Origin of the sequence: Kitasatospora papulosa (assembly GCF_000717245.1) — a bacterium.
Classification (GTDB): Bacteria; Actinomycetota; Actinomycetes; order Streptomycetales; family Streptomycetaceae; genus Streptomyces; species Streptomyces papulosus.
In genome coordinates, this window is the sequence record NZ_JNYQ01000002.1 from 18,870 (window position 1) to 37,645 (window position 18,776).

General features: G+C 72.1%; 12 protein-coding genes. 9 read left to right on the forward strand and 3 right to left on the reverse strand.

The features are described 5' to 3' along the window. Positions 1–44: 44 nt before the first annotated feature. Positions 45–1,169, forward strand: coding sequence for a DNA integrity scanning diadenylate cyclase DisA (disA, locus tag IA22_RS0105595; RefSeq protein ID WP_014155557.1), 1,125 nt, complete (start codon positions 45–47; stop codon positions 1,167–1,169). Between the two features lie 78 nt (positions 1,170–1,247). Here the strand turns inward: disA and IA22_RS0105600 are convergent, their stop codons facing one another. The 3 genes from IA22_RS0105600 to IA22_RS0105610 are packed head-to-tail and all read right to left on the reverse strand — an operon-like array spanning position 1,248 to position 4,285. Continuing rightward, positions 1,248–2,234, reverse strand: a complete 987-nt coding sequence (locus tag IA22_RS0105600) for an aldo/keto reductase (RefSeq protein ID WP_014155556.1) — start codon at positions 2,232–2,234, stop codon at positions 1,248–1,250. 45 nt (positions 2,235–2,279) lie between these two features. Then, positions 2,280–3,050, reverse strand: a complete 771-nt coding sequence (locus IA22_RS0105605) for a thioesterase II family protein (RefSeq protein WP_030122900.1) — start codon at positions 3,048–3,050, stop codon at positions 2,280–2,282. Beyond that, the gene (locus tag IA22_RS0105610) at positions 3,047–4,285 is read right to left on the reverse strand and encodes a cytochrome P450 (RefSeq protein WP_051694774.1); all 1,239 of its coding nucleotides are present in this window, start codon (positions 4,283–4,285) and stop codon (positions 3,047–3,049) included. The genes IA22_RS0105605 and IA22_RS0105610 overlap by 4 nt, the downstream gene beginning before the upstream one ends. 279 nt (positions 4,286–4,564) lie before the next feature. On the opposite strand from IA22_RS0105610, the gene IA22_RS0105615 reads away from it, so the two are divergent. From IA22_RS0105615 to IA22_RS0105650, 8 genes are read left to right on the forward strand one after another with little or no spacing between them, the layout of a single operon-like run. Further along, positions 4,565–6,271 (forward strand): condensation domain-containing protein, encoded by a 1,707-nt coding sequence (locus IA22_RS0105615; protein ID WP_030122902.1) that lies wholly within the window; start codon positions 4,565–4,567, stop codon positions 6,269–6,271. Continuing rightward, positions 6,271–9,741: a non-ribosomal peptide synthetase gene (locus IA22_RS0105620; protein WP_030122903.1), complete on the forward strand. Its 3,471-nt coding sequence runs from the start codon at positions 6,271–6,273 to the stop codon at positions 9,739–9,741. Before IA22_RS0105615 ends, IA22_RS0105620 begins: the two co-directional genes overlap by 1 nt. After that, positions 9,738–10,928 (forward strand): cytochrome P450 family protein, encoded by a 1,191-nt coding sequence (locus tag IA22_RS0105625; protein ID WP_030122904.1) that lies wholly within the window; start codon positions 9,738–9,740, stop codon positions 10,926–10,928. The genes IA22_RS0105620 and IA22_RS0105625 overlap by 4 nt, the downstream gene beginning before the upstream one ends. After that, positions 10,925–14,605 carry a type I polyketide synthase gene (locus IA22_RS0105630; protein ID WP_245229543.1) on the forward strand — a complete coding sequence of 1,227 codons (3,681 nt, stop codon included), beginning with the start codon at positions 10,925–10,927 and terminating at the stop codon, positions 14,603–14,605. Before IA22_RS0105625 ends, IA22_RS0105630 begins: the two co-directional genes overlap by 4 nt. 2 nt (positions 14,606–14,607) lie before the next feature. Beyond that, positions 14,608–15,942, forward strand: a complete 1,335-nt coding sequence (locus tag IA22_RS0105635) for an MFS transporter (protein WP_014155549.1) — start codon at positions 14,608–14,610, stop codon at positions 15,940–15,942. Next, positions 15,942–17,189: a cytochrome P450 family protein gene (locus IA22_RS0105640; protein ID WP_014155548.1), complete on the forward strand. Its 1,248-nt coding sequence runs from the start codon at positions 15,942–15,944 to the stop codon at positions 17,187–17,189. Before IA22_RS0105635 ends, IA22_RS0105640 begins: the two co-directional genes overlap by 1 nt. A 1-nt stretch (position 17,190) precedes the next feature. After that, positions 17,191–17,925, forward strand: a complete 735-nt coding sequence (locus IA22_RS0105645; protein WP_030122906.1) for a thioesterase II family protein — start codon at positions 17,191–17,193, stop codon at positions 17,923–17,925. After that, the gene (locus IA22_RS0105650) at positions 17,916–18,740 is read left to right on the forward strand and encodes an SDR family oxidoreductase (protein ID WP_015577680.1); all 825 of its coding nucleotides are present in this window, start codon (positions 17,916–17,918) and stop codon (positions 18,738–18,740) included. The genes IA22_RS0105645 and IA22_RS0105650 overlap by 10 nt, the downstream gene beginning before the upstream one ends. Positions 18,741–18,776 lie beyond the last annotated feature (36 nt).

Consider the following 18,776-nt stretch of genomic DNA (forward strand, 5'->3'; position numbering starts at 1 on the left):
TGAGGGACGAAAGGGCACCGCAAACCTGTGACCGGAGGAGTGCAGTGGCAGCCAACGACCGGGCCGCATCGCCCGGAAAGTCCGGCCAAGGCACGGGAAACGAGGCGCTGATGCGCGCCTCGTTGAGCGCGGTGGCGCCCGGGACGGCCCTCCGCGACGGCCTGGAGCGCATTCTCCGCGGCAACACCGGCGGTCTGATCGTCCTCGGCATGGACAGGACCGTCGAATCCATGTGTACCGGCGGTTTCGTCCTGGACGTGGAGTTCACCGCGACACGCCTGCGCGAGCTGTGCAAGCTGGACGGCGCGATGATCCTCGACAAGGACATGACGAAGATCCTCCGGGCCGGCGTCCAGCTGGTCCCGGACGCCTCGATCCCCACGGAGGAGACGGGCACCCGTCACCGTACGGCCGACCGGGTCTCCAAGGCCTGCGGCTTCCCGGTGGTCTCGGTCTCGCAGTCGATGCGCCTGATTGCGGTGTACGTCGACGGGGAGCGGCGGGTCCTGGAGGAGTCGTCCGCGATCCTGTCCCGCGCCAACCAGGCGCTCGCCACCCTGGAGCGGTACAAGCTCCGGCTCGACGAGGTCGCCGGGACGCTCTCCGCGCTGGAGATCGAGGACCTGGTGACGGTCCGGGACGTGACGGCGGTCTCGCAGCGGCTGGAGATGGTGCGCCGGATCGCGACCGAGATCGCGGAGTACGTCGTGGAGCTGGGCACCGACGGCCGCCTCCTGGCCCTCCAGCTGGACGAGTTGATCGCCGGGGTGGAACCGGAGCGTGAGCTGGTCGTACGCGACTACGTCCCCGAGCCGACCGCGAAGCGGTCCCGCACGGTCGCGGAGGCGCTGGCCGAGCTGGACACGCTCACCCACACCGAACTGCTCGAACTTCCCGTGGTGGCACGGGCGCTGGGATACAGCGGCTCCCCGGAGACGCTGGACTCGGCGGTCTCCCCGCGGGGCTACCGGCTGCTGGCGAAGGTGCCGCGGCTGCCCGGAGCGATCATCGAGCGTCTGGTGGAGCACTTCGGCGGCCTGCAGAAGCTCCTCGCCGCGAGCGTGGACGACCTCCAGGCCGTGGACGGGGTCGGCGAGGCACGGGCCCGGAGCGTGCGGGAGGGGCTCTCGCGACTGGCCGAGTCCTCGATCCTGGAGCGGTACGTCTAGAACGCGCCTCGTGCGGACGTGCCCGAGCCCCGCCGGTCCCTGACCGGCGGGGCTCGGGTGTGTCCGGGAGGCCCCGGCTCAGTTCGTGGTGTCGAGCTTCGTGCGCTGCTCGGGGGTCAGTTCGAGGTCCACCGCGGCCAGGCTCTCGTCGAGCTGGGCGACCGACGACGCGCCGACCAGGGGGAGGATCGGGATGTCTCCGCCCAGGAGCCACGACAGGACGACCTGGTTGGCGGTCGCCCCGGTCTCCTTCACCACCTCGGCCAGGGCCGCGAGGCGGGGCTCGGTTCCGGCGTGCTCGAAGCCCGGTCCCAGGGGCTTGTCCTCACGGACGTACGCGCCGGAGAGCAGCGGCGTGTAGGCGACCTGGGTGAGCGAGGGAGTGGCCCGCACGTAGCTGAGCAGGTCGCCGCTGACGAGGCCCTGGTTGCCGTCGGGGGAGCGCAGGCTCGGGGTGTCCATGCGCTGGCGCAGGTAGCTGTGGTGGTGCTGGAGCACCTCGTAGCCGGGCAGTCCGGCGGCCGCGGCCAGCGCCCGGGCCCGCTCCACCCGCCAGGCCCAGTGGTTGCTGGCGCCGAGCAGTCCGGCGATGCCGTCCTCGACGACCCCGCCGAAGGCCTCGACGGTCTCCTCCAGGGGAGTGTGCTCGTCCATGACGTGCGCGTAGAGCAGGTGGATCCGCTCGATGCCGAGCCGGTCGCGGCTGCGCTCGGCGGACTCACGGATCACCTTGGCCGAAAGTCCCTCGATGTCGAGGCTGAACCCGCTGGTGGGAGCGTTCGGGCGGGCGCCCAGCTTGGTGGCGAAGGTGATCTCGTCACCGATTCCACGGCTGCGGATCCAGCGCCCGAGCAGTTCCTCGCTCTCACCGCCCTGCGTCCCGTTGACCCAGAACGAGTAGTTGTTGGACGTGTCGATGAAGGTTCCGCCCGCCTCCACGAAGCGGTCGAGAAGGGCGAAGGAGGTCGCCTCGTCGGTCACCGTTCCGAAAAGCATCGAACCGAGGCTCACCACACTGACCTCGCGGCGGGTCTTCGGGTCGCTGCCAATGACGCGGTATTTCATGTGCATCCAATCCGGAAGGGGATCCGTGCTCAGAAGACGGAATTGTTAATTCTGTGTCGACAATGTTTGAACGGTGGAAACGGACTGCGCCATCGTCTCCGCCACGGCTTCGAGATGGGGGACCAGAAAGAAGTGCCCCCCGGTGTAGACGTGGAGCCGGAAGCCGTCCGTCGTGTGGTCGGCCCACGCCTCGGCCATCGGAATGTCCACCCGCGGGTCGGTGTCCCCGATGAACGCGGTCACGGGACAGTCGAGCCGGGGAGCACCTCGGTACCGGTACGTCTCCGTGGCGACGTAGTCGCTCCGTACGGCCGGAAGGATAGCGTCCAGCAGGTCGGGGTTCCTCAGCATCCGGGCGTTCGTACCGCCCAGGTACTCCATGTCGGCGATGAGTTCCTCGTCGGTCGCGAGGTGTACCGAGCCCGGTGCCGGGATGGACGGGGCGCGTCGCCCCGACACGAACAGCGCGGTCGGCTCGGCCCCGTGCGCGCGCAGCCGGCAGGCGACCTCGAAAGCCAGGGTGGCGCCCATGCTGTGGCCGAAGAGGGCGAAGGGCTGTCCGACCCGGTCGGCCAGCTCGGCGGCCACGGCGTCGGCCAGGTCCGTCAGACTCTCGATGCAGGGCTCGTTGAACCGCTCCTGGCGGCCCGGGTACTGCACGGTGAGCATCTCGATGCCGGGCGCGAGGAGTGCCGAGAGCGGGTGGAAGTAGGAGGCGTTGCCGCCGGCGTGCGGGAAGCAGAAGAGCCGCAGCGCACCGGGTTCGGCGGCGTGGAAGCGGCGCAGCCACGGCGTGTCGGGCAGGTCCGCGCTCATCGGGCCCGGGCCGTGATCGGCACCCGCTTGTAGCCGGAGACGAAGTTCGAGGCCAGGCGCTCGGGCTTGCCGGCGGGCCGGAAGTCCTCGAAGCGCGTGAGGAGTTCCTCGAAGAGGATGCGCAGCGTGATCCGGGCGACGCTGTGGCCGATGCAGTAGTGCGGGCCGATGCCGAAGGCGATGTGCTTGTTGGGCTTGCGGCGGATGTCGAAGGTGGTGGCGTCGGGGAAGACCGCCTCGTCCCGGTTGGCGGCGCCGAGCCAGACCACCACGGCGTCCCCCGCGGCGATCCGGGTGTTGCGGACCTCCGTGTCCTGGGTGGCGTAGCGCAGGAAGTGGTTGACCGGGGAGGCCCAGCGCAACGCCTCCTCGACAGCTGTGTTGTTGACCTCCGGGTGGGCGGCCCAGTCCTCCAGCACGCCGCTGTCGATGAACTGCGCCATGACGTAGTTCGGCGAGTGCGGGGTGGTGACGTTGGCGCCCAGGAGCAGGCTGTAGCAGTTCGCCACGATCTCGCCGGAGTCCATGTGACGGCCCTCGAACTCGGTGGAGATCAGCACACTGAGCAGGTCGTCGCCGAGGTTGTCGCGGCGGAAGCGGACGAGGTCCTGGAAGTACGCGAACAGCTCCCGGTGCGCGGTCTCCAGGGTCGCCGCCTTGCCGCCCGGGTCCTGGAAGTCCGGGTCGTCCGCGGCTATGCAGACCGTGGTGAGGCGGCTGAGCCAGGGCCAGTCGGTGCTGGGCAGGCCCATCATCGTGCCGGTCACGGACATCGGCATGGCCAGCATCGCCTCGGCGAAGTCGAAGGTGCCACCGTCCCCGAGCGGACTGATCAGATCGATGATCAGCGGGCGGATCATGTCCTTCTGGCGCTCCACGGCCTTGACCGCCAGCGCCTTCTTCAACCGGGTCTGCATCTCGGTGTGCCGCGGCGGGTCGGTGACGGCAAGCTGCTTCCCGCCGGCCGGGTCGTCCGTGCCCAGGAGGTCGAGCATGGTGCCGCGTTCGGAGGTGAAGACCGCGGTGTCACGCAGCACCCGCTCGGCGTCGTCGAACCCGACGATGTTCCAGAATCCCCGCTTGTCGTCGACCTCCTGCCGGGTCAGCGTGTCGAGGCTGCGCATCCGCTGCCAGACGGCGTGCGCGTCGCCGTCGGTGTAGAGCAGCGGGTCGACGAGGTCGGTGGCTCCCTGATGTACGGGGCATCTGGAAATCGGGGCGTCGTGGACTTTCAACTGCTGTTGTCCTTCCGTCCGGTTCGGGGCCGACCTCCCGGAATTCGCGTGGGAAGAGTGGCGCGGGACAACATACAGGCGAACCGCAGAAATAGGCATCGCTTTCCAGCCACATGACACGGGTCAAGCCACTTTGTCGAAACTTTGAATTCGGCGCGTTAAGGACTACGACGGACCCGGCAAGATCACCCTTGACGCGTCATATTCAGGTGACGTAGCGTCCCCCCGGCTACGAACGGGCCCCTTTCCCACTCACTTCCGAGTCGGGAAGACAGGGGCATGGGCGGCCGTACACGGGGGGAATTATCAGTGTTACCCGAATCCGAATTGGCTGGTGGTGCCTGGTACCCGGCCACCCCGATGCAACAGGGCCTGTGGGTACTGGACCGCGACGAACTGCTGCGGCCGACGCAGCTGGTCCCTTCGGTCGTCGAGTTCACCGGGACGGTGGATCACCCGCTGCTGGTGTCGGCGGTCCGCCTGGCCCTGGGCAGGCATCCGTCGCTACGGGCCCGCTTCCGGCTTGATCTGAAGCATCGCCGGGTCGAGTACAGCACCCACGAGGAGCCGGCGGACGCCGGGTTCCTCGACGCGGCCGCCGAGGGCTGGACCGAGGACGAGATCGACCGGTTGGTGCAGGCACTGTGCGGCACCCCCTTCGACCTGGCCGCCGAGGCTCCCGCACGGGCGGAGGTCATCCGGACCGGCGCCGATCGCACCCTGCTGGTGCTCACCTCGCATCACATCGTGTTCGACGGCCTGTCACGCACGATGCTGCTGGAGGAGATCTTCAGCATCTACCGCGCCGGACTGGCCGACGTGGAGCCGGAGTTGAGCAACCCCCCGCATCCCGCCTCGGTGGTCGCCACACCGTCCGCGCAGGACGTGGCCGCTCAGGTCGAAGAGGTGGTCGAGCGGCTGCGTGGTGCCCCCACCGAGGTGCCGCTCCCCTTCGAGCGCTCCGGCGCCGCCAAAGAGGAAACGTCACTTCTCGGTACCACCATCACCACCGGCCTCGACCCGGAACGGACCGCCGGGGCCCTGGCGGTGGCGTCCGAGGAGGGCTGCACCACCTTCATGCTGGGCGTCGCGCTGCTGGCCGGGACCCTGGCCCGCCGCAGCACCCAGCGGGACTTCCTCATCGCCTTCGCCTGGCCGGGCCGCGACCACCCCGACGCCGCCGACGTCATCGGCATGTTCATCACCACCGTGGTGCTACGCGTGTCACTCGAGCCCGACACCACGTGGCGCGAGCTGCTCGGGAACGCGCGCATCAGCAGCATGGAGGCGTTCATGGACAGCGACGTGCCGCTGGACGCGATATCGGCCCGGCTCAATCCCGACCGCAACGCCCTCTGGCCGCCCCTGACCCCGGTGCTCCTCAACCTGGACGACGCCCCGCACGCCCCCGTGCTCGCGCCGGGCGTCACGGGCCGGCTGCGTCCGCTCGACCCGCTCTACATCAAGTACGACCTCGCCCTGTTCGTCCGCGTCGAGGACGGAGCCGACGGACGGCGTCTCGAGCTGTCCCTGGACTACCCCGCGGACGTCGACGACCACTCCACCGTCTCCGCCTTCCTGTCGGATCTGCGGCGCAGCGCCGCGGACCTAGCCACTTCTCCGGAGGAAACCGTGCTCGAACAGTCAATGGACGCGATCGATCTCGACGACCCCGCACAGCGGCTCGACCTCGTACGGTCCATCTGGCAGGAGGTCCTGCAGAGCGACGACATCGAGGACGACGTCAGCTTCTTCGAGTCGGGCGGCGACTCCCTCCTCCTCGTGGTGCTCGTCGAGCGACTGAGCCAGGCGTCCGGCCGCATGCTGCGCACGGTGGACCTCTTCAGATCCGCCACGGTGAGTGGTCAGGCGGACCTGCTCGCGGCCCCCTCCACGGAGCCGCGGAAGGCCCCCTCACCCGCCGACGGCCGCCTCGGCATGCTGGACGCCGCCCGCAACCGGCGCGCGACCGAAGAGGCCGTCTGATGACCTGCGCAGACCTGGCCGTCTCCGTCCTCGGTGAGGGGACGGACCCCGCGGACTTCACCACGGACAGCTTCATCGCACTCGGCGGCGACTCGCTGCGCGCCATGCGCCTGGCCGCGCTGGCCGAGGAACAGCTGGGTCTGCGCATCGCGGCGGCGGCCCTGCTGAGCGAGACCCCGCTCGCCACCGTGCTCTCCGGCGCCGAGCCCGTCACCGGGACCGGCACGGAGCCCGCGACCGCCGACGCCCCCGACGACGGCTCCCTCTCACCGGCGCAGCGCGGGATGTGGCTCATCGAGAGCCTGGCCGGCGGCTCACCGTACAACCTGGTGTTCACCTGCTTCGTCGAGGACGGCACGCTGGACCGGGACTGCCTGGCGAAGGCGCTGGCCGAGACCACCGGCCGCCACGAGGGGCTGCGCACCGTCTTCCGCGAGACGGACGACGACGTCGTGCGCGAGGTCCTGTCGGCCCACGTACCGGAACTGACGACGTACGTGTACGACGGCCCGGCGGCGGGATTCGAGGAGTACGTCCGCGACGAGGGCGCCCGGCAGGGACGCAGGCCCTTCGACCTGTCCGCGGCTCCCGCCTACCGGTGGCTGCACTTCTCGCAGCCGGGAGGCGGCGAGGCGGTCGTCCTGGCCGCGCATCACATGGTGCTGGACGGCTGGGCGGTGGGACTGCTCCTCACGGAGGTCTTCGCCCGCCACGGCGCACTCGCCGACGGAGCGGCCGAGCCGGACCTCGGCCCCGACGTACCGGTGGGCGTGCTCTCCCGCCGCCATGACTCCCTGTGCGCCGCGGGCGTGTGGGACAGCCAGGCCGAGCTGTGGAAGCGCCACCTCGACGGAGTGCCCAGGGTCCTGGAGCTGCCCGCCGACCGGCAGCGCCCGGCCGTCCAGGACGCCACGGGCAGTCGCAGCGCCCTCGACCTGGGCCCCGAGGCGACCACGGCGGTGGCGGGCAGGGCCCGGGAGCTCGGCATCACCCCGTACGCCTTCCTCCTCGGCGCCTTCGGCCTGACCCTGAGCCGGCTGACGGGCAGCCGCAGCCTGCTCGTCGGTGTGCCGCTGCTCGGCCGTGGGTTCTCCGAGCTGGAACACCTCGTGGCGGTGACGGGCAACCTGGTCCCGGTACGCGTGGACGTCGACGACGAGGCCACCGTCGCCGGGTATCTCCGCTCGGTGCACGCCTCCCTGGGACGCAGCATCGACGCCGGGGACCTGCCCTTCGAGGAACTGGTCGCCCGCGTGGGCGTCGAGCGCGGTCTCGGCTGCCACCCCCTCGTACAGGTCTGCTTCGGCATGCACGACCAGCTCGTGCCCCAGGGGCTGGACGCGGGTTCCGCCCGGCTGCGGGTCGAGGAGGGGCACGGCGGCGGTTCGCAGTTCGACCTCACGATGCTGATCGGTCACGCCGATCCGTCGTACTCCGGTCATGTGGAGTACGCCACGGGGGTCTGGACCGAGGACGAGACCCGTGCGTTCGTCGCCGACTTCCGCGCGGCGGCCGAGCAGCTGGCCGCGGACCCGGACGCCCGGCTGGAGGACGTCCGCTGCGTCTCCGCCGCGAGCCGCGCCCGGCTGGACGGGATCAACACGTCGGCCGACGACTTCCCCGACAGCTCCCTCGACGCGCTCTTCCGGGAGGTGGCCGCGCGCACACCGGACGCCGTCGCCGTACGCGACGAGGCGTCCGCCCTCACCTACGCCCAGCTGGCGGACGCCGCCGCCGAGCAGGCGCGCCTGCTGCGGGAGGCCGGCGTCGCGCCGGGCGACCGGGTGCTGGTCGGCGTGGACCGGTCGGTCGCCGAGGCCGTCGCCGTGCTCGGTGTGCAGTGGGCGGGCGCCGCGTACGTCGGTGTGGAACAGGGCGTCACGGACGCCCACCTGGCCCGGATCGTGGAGCGCGCCGCACCGGCCGCGGTGCTGGCGGGGCCGGTGTCCGGGCCCGCCGCGACGCGGGCCGCCGCGCTCGGCGTCCGTCCGGTCGCCACCTGGGATCCGTCCTGGCCCGCCGCCTCCGGCGACGGCGCCGCGCCGTACGCGCCGGAGGACCCCGGGCGGCTCGCCTACGTGGCCTTCACCTCGGGGTCGACCGGTGAGCCCAAGGGCGTCTCCGTACCGCACCGCGCCGTGATCCGGCTGGTCCACGAGGCCGGCTTCGTGCGGCTGGGCCCCGGCGAACGGATGCTGCGCCTGTCGCCGCTCGCCTTCGACGCCTCGACGCTGGAGCTGTGGGGTGCGCTGCTGACCGGCGCGACCCTGGAGGTCCACCCGCCCGGCCTGGCCTCGCCCACCGAGCTCGGCGCCTTCCTGCGGGAACGCGGGATCACCGTCGCCTGGCTCACCGCGGGTCTGTTCCGTCTGGTCGAGGAGTTCGCCCCCGACTCGTTCGCCGGGGTGCGCCAGTTGCTGACGGGGGGCGACGTCGTACCGCACGACCACGTGGCACGCGCGCTCACCCGCCACCCCGGCCTGGTCGTCACCAACGGCTACGGGCCGACGGAGAACACCACCTTCACCACCACGCACTCGGTGGAGCGGCCCGAGGACGTGGACGGCCCGCTGCCGATCGGCGTCCCGGTGCCGGGTACCCGCGTGTACGTGCTCGACGAGCGCCGGCGGGTCGTGCCGGCGGGAGCGGTCGGCGAACTCTACGCGGGCGGCACCGGCCTGGCCGACGGCTACCTCGGCGACGAGGCGGGGACGGCGCGCTCGTTCGGGACGTTCTCACCGGACGTCGACGAACGCCTCTACCGCACGGGCGACGTCGTACGGATGGACGGCCTGGGGCGGCTGCGCTTCCTCGGCCGGGCGGACGACCAGGTCAAGCTGCGCGGCTACCGGGTCGAACTGGGCGCGATCAGCGACGTCCTGACAGCTCAGCCCGGAGTGCTGGACGCCGTCGTGCACGTCACGGACGGCGACAGCGCGGAGAAGCGTCTCGTGGCCTCGGTGGTCCTGGCCCCCGGAGGCGGGACCGACGCGGTCGCCCTGCGCACCGTGCTCAAGGAGCGGCTCCCCGCCTACATGGTGCCGAGCCTCTGGGCCGTCGTGGACCGCCTCCCCCTGACCGCCAACGGCAAGGTCGACCGGCGTGCCCTCGCGGCACGCGCCGTCCCGGCGGCACGGGCCGGACTGCCCTCGTCCACGGACGGGGCGGGCAGGGCGGCCGCACCGGCGGGACCGGAGAGGACCGCCCCCGCCCCGCCGCAGGAGAGCGCGCGTTCCCTGACGGAGCGGATCGCGGAGCTGTTCACCACGGTCATCGAGGACCCCGACGCGGCCGTCGCCGTGACGGGCGACACCGACTTCTTCATGGTGGGCGGCAACTCCCTCGGCGCGGTCCGGCTCATGCGCAGGCTCAAGGCGGACCTGGGAGTGAGCGTGCGTCTGCGCGACTTCCTGCTCGCCCCGACGCCCGACGGTCTGCGGGCACTCGTGGAGAAGGCCGGCGCCGAGTGAACCGCACGCGGACGAAGGCCCCGCCGCTGTCCCTGCCGGACGGCGCCGGGGCCCCGGAGTGGGACGAAGGGCTGGAGTGCTGGGTCGTCGCCGACCCCCGGCTGGCCCGGCAGGTCCTCAACCACACCGGCTTCGCCTCCGGAACCTTCGAGCGTTCCTTCCAGCTGTACATGACGGAGGCGTCGCGCGAGGAGTACCGCGAACTCACGGAGTTCCTGCGGCTCTGGTTCGTCCAGACCGACGCCCCGGAGCACGCGGCGCTGCGTCGCCCCGTGCAGCGGATCATGTCCGCGTCGTACGTGCGCTCACTCGCTCCGCGGGTCGAGGAGATCACCGAGGAGTGCCTCGACGACCTCGCCGCGGCCCGCCCGCACGACGTGATGCCGACGGTCGCCGACGGCATCTCCGGCAAGGTCATGGCGCACGTGGTCGGCGTCGGCGAGCAGCCGGCGGTGCTGCACCGCTGGTCGCGGGCGCTGTCCCTGTTCATCGGCGCCATGTACCGGCGCGACCACGCGGAGGGGGCGCGCACCGCCATGCGGGAGATGACGGAGGCGCTGTCCCGCGCCACCGCCCCCGCGGCCTTCCCGCGTGACACCGAGCTCGACCGTGCCCGTACGACCGCGACCTGGGCGATGAACCTCTTCGGCGGTCTGGAGACGACAGCGTCGCTCCTCGGCTCGGTCATCCTGACCGCGCTCGGCGACAAGGCGGTCTGGGACGCGATCCGCGAGGAGCGGGAGGGCGCCGTCGAGGCGCTCGTGGAGTCCGTGCTCGTGGCGAGGCCGCCGCTGCGGCACCTGGGACGCGTCGTCGCCTACGACCAGGAGATCGGCGGGAGCCGGCTCGAGGAGGGCGACCTGGTGCTCGTCAGCCTCACCGGCGACGGGCTGCTCGCGGAGGGGGAGCCGGACACCCCGGCCTCCGGCTGCCCGGTCACCGGAGCCGGGGCCCCGGCCGTGAGCGGGGCGGACGAGGGGGACGGACGACCGGAGCAGCACCTCGTCTTCGGCCACGGACCGCACTACTGCGTCGGCGCGCCGCTCGCCCGCCTGGAAGCGGCCGTCCTGCTGCGCCGGTTCGCGAAGCGGTTCCCCGACGCCCGGCTCTCCGGCGAGGCCGCCGTCTGGGGTCCCAACCTGTCGTACGTGGGCCTGGACCACCTCTACGTCGACCTGGGGGTGTGAGCGTGCCGACGGAGAACGCCGTGGCCGTGGTCGGCATGGCCTGCCGGCTGCCGGGCGCCGACGACACGGCCGGGTACTGGGCGGCCCTGACCGGTGGCGTGGACGGGATCAGCCGGTTCACCCCCGAGTGGCTGCTGGACCAGGGGGCGGACCCGGAATACGTCGGCAGGGAGAACTTCGTCCCGGCCATGGGGGTCGTCACCGGCTCCCGCCGCTTCGACTGGCCGTACTTCCGCTACAGCCGGGCCGAGGCCGCTGCCATGGACCCGCAGCAGCGTGTCTTCCTGGAGTGCGCGACCACCGCCGTCGACGACGCGGGCATCGACCCCACCCGGTTCCCGGGCAGGATCGGGGTCTACGCCGGGGCCGACCGGGTCGGCCCCGGGGCCGACGACCCGCTGAGCGAACTCGCCCTCTACATCGGCCGGGAGAAGGACTTCCTCGCCACGCGCGTGGCCTACAAGCTGGGGCTGCGCGGCCCCGCGCTCACCGTCCAGACGGCCTGCTCGACGTCGCTGACCGCGGTACACCTCGCCGCGCGTGCCCTGGTCGGCGGCGAGTGCGACGCGGCTCTCGCCGGTGGCGTCACCGTGATGCCCAGGGGCGAGTGGGGCTACCTCTTCGAGCAGGGCGGCATCCTGTCGCCCGACGGGCGCTGCCGGCCGTTCGACGAGCGGGCCGGGGGCACCGTGCCGGCCGAGGGCGTCGCGGTGGTCGTGCTCAAACGGCTCGCGGACGCGCTGCGTGACGGCGACCGGATAGCCGGGGTGATCGCGGGCACCGCGATCAACAACGACGGCTCGGACAAGATGGCCTACACCGCGCCGTCCGTCCCCGGTCAGAGCGAGGTGATCCGCGCCGCCCAGCGGATCGCCGGCATCGATCCGGCGGACATCGACTACGTGGAGGCGCACGGTACGGCGACCCGGCTCGGCGACCCGGTCGAGGTGGAGGCGCTGACCGATGTCTTCCGGGACTCCACCGACACCACCGGAGCGTGCCTGCTCGGCGCGGTCAAGGGGAACATCGGGCACACCGGGGCGGTGTCCGGCGTCGCGGGGCTGATCAAGACCGTGCTGATGCTGGAGCACGGGCAGATCGTGCCCACCGTCCACTTCACCAGCCCCAACCCGCTGCTGGAGCTGGAGGCTTCGCCCTTCCGGGTCGCCGCGGCCAACGAGCCGTGGCCCGACCGCGGGACGCGGCTCGCGGCAGTCAGCTCCTTCGGTGTGGGCGGCACCAACGCCCACGTCCTCCTCCGGGGGGCGCCGAGCCGCGCCCCCCGCAAGGGACGTCCCGGCTTCCACCCGCTCACCCTGTCCGCGGCCTCTCCGGACGCGCTCGGACGGCTGGCCGGAGCACTCGCCGACCGGCTCGAACCGGCCACCGCCGGTGAGGCGGCCCCCACCCTCGCCGAGGTGTCCCGCACCCTCGCGGAGCGGCGCGTGCACCGGCACCGCAAGGCACTGGTCGCCGCGGAGCCCGCGGTGGCGGCACGACTGCTGCGAGGCGCGGCGGAACCCGGCCCGCCCCGGCGGAAGCTGGGCAAGGTCGCCTTCCTCTTCCCCGGCCAGGGCACCCTGCGGCACGGCGCGGGCACCGCCGCGTACCAGCTGCTGCCCGGTTTCCGGGCGGAGTTCGACGAGATACGCAAGGGCGTGCGCGACGCGCACGACATCGACCTGACCCCGGTCGTCACCGATCCGGCGGACCAGGACTGGTTCACCGACACCGTCCACCAGCAACTGGGGCTGTTCGCACTCGGCTACGCCTTCGGGCGCCAGCTGCAGGCGTGGAACATCCGCCCCGCCGCGATGCTGGGCAACAGCATCGGCGAGTACGTGGCCGCCGCGCTCGCCGGGGTCTGGTCCCCGCAGGACGCCGCGGACCTGGTGCACCGCCGTGCCCGGGCGATGTGGGACACCGAGCCCGGCCTCATGGTGAGCGTCGCCGCCCGTGCCGACGAGGTCGTGCCCCGGCTGCCCGGGGACGGCGAGGTCACCGTCGCCGTCGAGGCCCCCGGCTCCGTCGTCCTGTCCGGACCCGAGGCGGCGATGACGGAGCTGCTCGCGGGCGACCGCCTGGCCGGGCTCGGGACCACCCTGATCCACACCCGGCGCGCCTTCCACTCGAAGGCCATGGACGGGGCTGCCGAGGAGGTGCGGGCCGCCATTTCGTCGATGCCCGTCCGTCCTCCGCGGCAGCCCCTCATATCCGGCACGACCGGACGACAGGCCGCTCCGCAGGAGGTGACGGACCCCGCCTACTGGGCCGCCCAACTGCGCCGTCCCGTCCTCCTCGGGGAGGCGATGCGCACGCTGCTCGGCTCGGGCTGCACGACGTACGTCGAACTGGGCCCCGGCAGCTCGATGATCGGCGGCCTGCGCCGCACCCCCGGCTGGGACAGCTCCTTCGCCGCGGTGCCGCTGACCGCCCGGCGCGAGGACCCGGCCGAGGCCGGGCTGCTGAACGCGCTGGCCACCCTCTGGGAACTCGGCGCCGACCGGGCGCTGGAGGACGTTCTCGGCACGGCCCCCGGCGCCGGCGAGGAGAGGCCGTCACGCTGCTCCCTGCCGGGATACCAGTTCCGCGGCGAGGACCCGGAGCAGACGGACGCGGCCGCCCCGCCCGCACCTGCCGCGCGGCGCGCCCCGGCAGCGGCACCGGTCCGAACGGCCGACACGCGGGCCGTGCTGGCGGAGTTGTGGTGCCGCACCCTCGGCGTCCCGGTGGCACTCGACGACGACAGCTTCTTCGCCCTGGGCGGGGAGTCGCTCATGGCCGTCAGCCTGACGGCCCAGGTCAGGGAACTGACGGGCTGCGTGCTGTCCGTGACCGACTTCTCCCGTGCGCCGTCGTTCGGCCGGCTGGTCGAGACCGTCGAACGGCAGTCGCCCGCACGGCCCGCTCCGGCGGCGACGGGCACGCTCCCGGTCCCGGGGGTCGCCACCCTCACCGAGGGCGGTACGGGCCGGCCGGTCTTCCTCGTCGCGGACGCCACCGGCACCGCACTCCCCTACCGGCACCTGGCCGCCCTGCTGGCGCCCCTCGCCGCGAACCGGCCGGTCCTCGGCCTGGAGGACCCCGGAGGCCCGCGCACCCGCACGATCCCGGCCATCGCGGCCGACCACGTCACCGCACTGCTCCGCACCCAGCCCGAGGGCCCCTACACGCTCGGCGGATGGTCGTTCGGCGCGGTCGTCGCCCATGAGATGGCGTACCGGCTGACACGGCTCGGCAAACGCGTCGACCTCCTCGTGTGCCTGGACGGCTTCGTCCCGGACACCGGGGGCCGGCCCGTGTCCTTCGCCCCCGAGTTCCTGCGCGCCGGGCTGCGGTCCCAGGCCGAGGCGCTGCTCGGCATCGGCCCGGTGGCACGACGCCTGGGGCGCGGGACGGCCCTGCGCAGGCAGTTCGTCGCCAACCAGGCGACGCTGCTGCGCTACCGGCCACGCCCCGTCGCGTGCCCGGTCGTGCTCTTCAAGGCATCGAGCGGGCCGGCGGAGGCGGACCGGCTGCGCGGCCGGCTGACGGGGCTCTACGGGGACGGGGTCCGGGTCGAGCCGGTCGGCGGCGACCACTGGTCGATGCTCACCGGCCCGTACGCGGACGAACTGGCGCTGAAGCTGGCGCATGCACTTCCGGCCGAGGACTCGGCCGAGCAGGGAGAGAGATGACGATGTCGGACAAACCACCGGGCGGGGTCGACACCCCTGACCCCTCAGCCGTGACGACGGCGGGCCCGGACGCGGCGACCGCGGAGACCCCGCTGCTGCGCAACGGCAACTTCCAGGCGCTGTGGACCTCCGAGGCGTTCGCCGCCCTGGCCAAGGAGGCCGCGGAGGTCGCCTATCCGCTGCTGATCCTCACCACCACCGGCTCCGCCTTCTACGCCGGTGCCGTGGGTTCGGCCCAGCTGCTCACCGCGAGCGTCATGTCGATCCCCGGCGGAACCCTGGCCGACCGGGTCGACCGGCGGATGATCCTCATCGTCTGCAACCTGGTCCGCGTCGTCCTGCTCGGGCTCTTCGCGCTGCTCATCTGGACCGAGGACACCAACCCCTTCATCATCTTCGGCATCGCCGTCGGATCGGCGGTCTGCCTGGGTGTCTCGAACCCCACCGGACTCGCGGTCATCAAGCAGCTGGTGCCTCCGTCACAGCTCACCCAGGCGACGGCGCAGAACCAGGTCCGGTACTTCGCGGCGACGATGGGCGGCCCCCCGCTGGGCGGCTCGCTCTTCGCGGTCGGCCGGGCGTTCCCGTTCCTGAGCTCGGCCGTGGCCTTCCTGGTCTCCACGGTGCTGCTGCTGTTCATCCGCAAGCCCCTGAAGGTGGAGAACGCGGCACCGGGAGAGAAGCGCCACGCGGTCGAGGGCTTCAAGTTCCTGGCCCGGCAGCCGGTCCTGCGCCTCCTGATCATCTGGATCATGGGTTCGAACATGGCGTTCACCCACACCGGGGTCTTCCTCGCGCTGATCGCCACCGCCGAGAGCCGGGGCGCGTCCCCGGCCTTCACAGGCATGCTGCTGTCGATCGCCGGCGTCGGCGGGCTGGTCGGATCCCTGCTGGCGGGTCCGATCATCAAGCGGGTGAGCCCGCCGGTGCTCTTCCTCACCGCCGCCTGGATCGGACCGGTCGCCGCCGTCCTGCTGGCGAACGTCTCCGGGCTGATCCCGCTCGGCATCATCGTGGCCTGCGTGTTCCTGCGGGGGCCGGTCACCAGCGCGCTGTTCCTCGCCTACCTGGCGGCCATGGCACCCGACAAGGTGCAGGGCCGCGTACTCGGCGCGGTGATGTTCATGTCCATGATCGCGGCGCCGATCGGTGTGTTCGCCGTCGGGACCATCTTCGACCTGGCGGGCGCCACCTGGGTGTTCACCACCATGGCCATCGTCTCCGCCCTCGCGGCACTGCCCACGCTCAGCCCTGTCATCCGCAAGCTCGCGCCGCCCGAGCACTACGCAGACGCCGGCGCGGCCCCCGACGCACACCCCACTCCCAAGGAGACGTGATGGCCGACACCGACCAGCTGCCGCCGGAGTTCTTCACGGCACCCGAACCCGGCGACACCCACGCGGCCAACAAGCGGCTGCGCGCGGCCGGCTGCCCCGTACGCGCCATCAACTACCCGCCGGGCGGCGACGCGTACGTCGTCGCCGACTACGAGACCGCGCTCAAGGGGTTCAGCGACCCCCGCCTGTCCAAGCAGGTCGAGAACTCCCCGGCCTGGTTCCGCGATCTCCTCGAGGACAGCAGCCCGGTCCTCATACGCAACATGATCACCGCGGACGCGCCGGAGCACACCCGGCTGCGAAGGCTGGTCAGCAGGGCCTTCGTGCCCCGTCGGATGGCGCTGCTGCAGCCCCGCATCCAGGAGATCACCGACGAGCTCATCGACGCCTTCCCCGAGTCGGGCGAGGTCGACCTGATGGAGTTCGCGTTCACCCTGCCGATGCGCGTCATCTGCGAGTTCCTCGGTGTACCGATCGAGGACCGCCCGGAACTGCACGCCTGGGGCTACTGGCTGAGCGGAGCCCCGTTCGCGGACGAGGAGTCGAACCGGCAGCTGAAGCTGGCGAGCGACGGGATCGAGCGCTATCTCGTCGACCTGCTCGACCGGAGACGGAGCTCCGGCCTGGGGGAGGACCTGGTCAGCATCCTGCTGCGGGCCGCCGACGAGGACGTCTTCACCAACGACGAGCTCGTCTCGACGCTCGTCCTGCTGATCATCGCGGGCCACAAGACCACGGCCAACCTGATCGGGAACGGGATGCAGGCGCTGTTCAGCCACCCGGACCAGCTCGAACTGCTGCGCTCGAAGCCGGAGCTGGCCGAGACGGCCGTCGAGGAGTTCCTGCGTTTCGAACCCCCGGTCTACCGCGGGACGCTGCGGGTGGCCACCGAGGACATGGAGCTGGCGGGCTGCCCCATTCCCAAGGAGGGCTTCGTGCACATCCTGATGGACTCCGCCAACCGTGACCCGGAGGCGTTCGAGGACCCCGACCGGCTCGACATCACGCGCACCTCCAACCGCCATCTGGCCTTCGGCCAGGGAGCGCACTTCTGCGTGGGCGCGCCGCTCTCCCGCGTCGAGGGGCTGGTGGCCTTCCCCACCCTGCTGCGCAGGCTGCGCGGTCTGGAGCTGGCGGTCCCGCACGACCAGTTGGACTGGGTGTTCGACAACTCCACCAGCCGCGGCCTGAAGTCGCTGCCGGTGCGGTACGACGCCCGGCTGGCCTCCGACACCCTGGAGGACTGAGATGTCCGTCCGCACCACTCTCGTCTGCCTGCCCTTCGCCGGCGCCGGCGCCTCCTTCTACCGCCCGTGGCAGCGGCTCGCCGGTGAGACGCTGACCATCCTCCCGCTCCAGCTGCCGGGCCGGGAGCGGCGGATCGACGAGGAACCGTACACGGACGCCGGCACCGCCGCCGACGGCCTGCTGGCCGACCTGCGCCAGGCGCTGGACGACGCGGCACGGCCGCACCGCATCGCGCTGTTCGGGCACAGCCTCGGTGCCGTACTCGCCTACGAGCTGGCGCACCGGCTGGTCTCCGAGCCGGGCGTCGAGACGGCCCGGCTGTTCGTCAGCGGATCCCCGCAGCCCGCCGAGCAGCGGTCCCGGCGCGCCACCGGTCTGCCCGACGACGCCTTCCTGGCTCGCGTCAACGAGTTCGCCGGCTACACGCACGAGGCGCTGGAGGACCCCGAGATGAGGGAGATGATCCTCCCGACGCTGCGGGCGGACGTCGAGATGCACGAGAACTACGTGCCGGGCAACGATCTCCCGCTGCCCGTCCCCGTCACCTCCCTGCGCGGCGCCGACGACGAGCTGGTCAGCCGCGACGAGGCGGCCGGCTGGTCGAAGGTCGCCGCGGCGGACTTCCGTTACGTGGAGCAGGCGGGCGGCCACATGTACCTCACCGAGTCGCCCGGGGCGCTGCTGGAGGTCATCTCAGGCGATCTCGGCGCAGGGGCGGGCGAGCCGTGCGCCTGAAGGGGAAGACCGTCGTCGTCACCGGGGCGGCCCGCGGCCTCGGCCGTGCGACCGCGGTGGCGTGCGCGGCCGAGGGCGCCGACCTGATGCTGCTCGATCTCTGCGCCGACCTGCCGGAGGTGCCCTACCCGCTCGGCACGGCGGGCCAGCTCGCGCACACCGCGGCCCTCTGCCGCAAGGAGGGCTCCGCGGTGGCCACGGCGGAGTGCGACGTACGCGACCTGCGGTCGGTGGAGGCGGCGATCAGCCGGGCCGAGGACCGCTTCGGCCGGATCGACGCCGTGGTCAACAACGCGGGGATCGCGGCCCCTTCGGGCAAGCCGGCGCACGAGATCGGCGAGGACGAGTGGGCGCTGATGATCGACGTCGACCTCTCCGGCGCCTGGCGGGTGATCCGCACGGTCGGCAAGGCCATGAGCGCCCGCCGTTCGGGCAGCATCGTCAACATCGCCTCCACCGCGGGCCTGGTCGGTTACCGGCACTTCGCCGGGTACGTGGCGGCCAAGCACGGCCTGATCGGACTGACGAAGGCCGCCGCCCTCGACTACGCCCCCACGAAGGTGCGGGTCAACGCCGTCTGTCCGGGCTCGGTACGCGACGGCACGGAGGTGGAGGGCCGGATGCTGGCCGAGATCGCGCGGGCGCTCGACGTGCCGGTGAGCGAGCACGAGCAGGCGTTCGTCGAGGCGCAGCCGATGAACGCCCTGATCGAGCCGGAGGACGTCGCCGCGGCCGTCGTCTTCCTCGTCTCGGACGACTCCCGGCAGGTGACGGGGTCGGTCATGACCGTCGACGGCGGCTTCACCGCCCGCTGAAAGAGCGCCGAAGAGCCGGCTGGACAGACAGCCGGA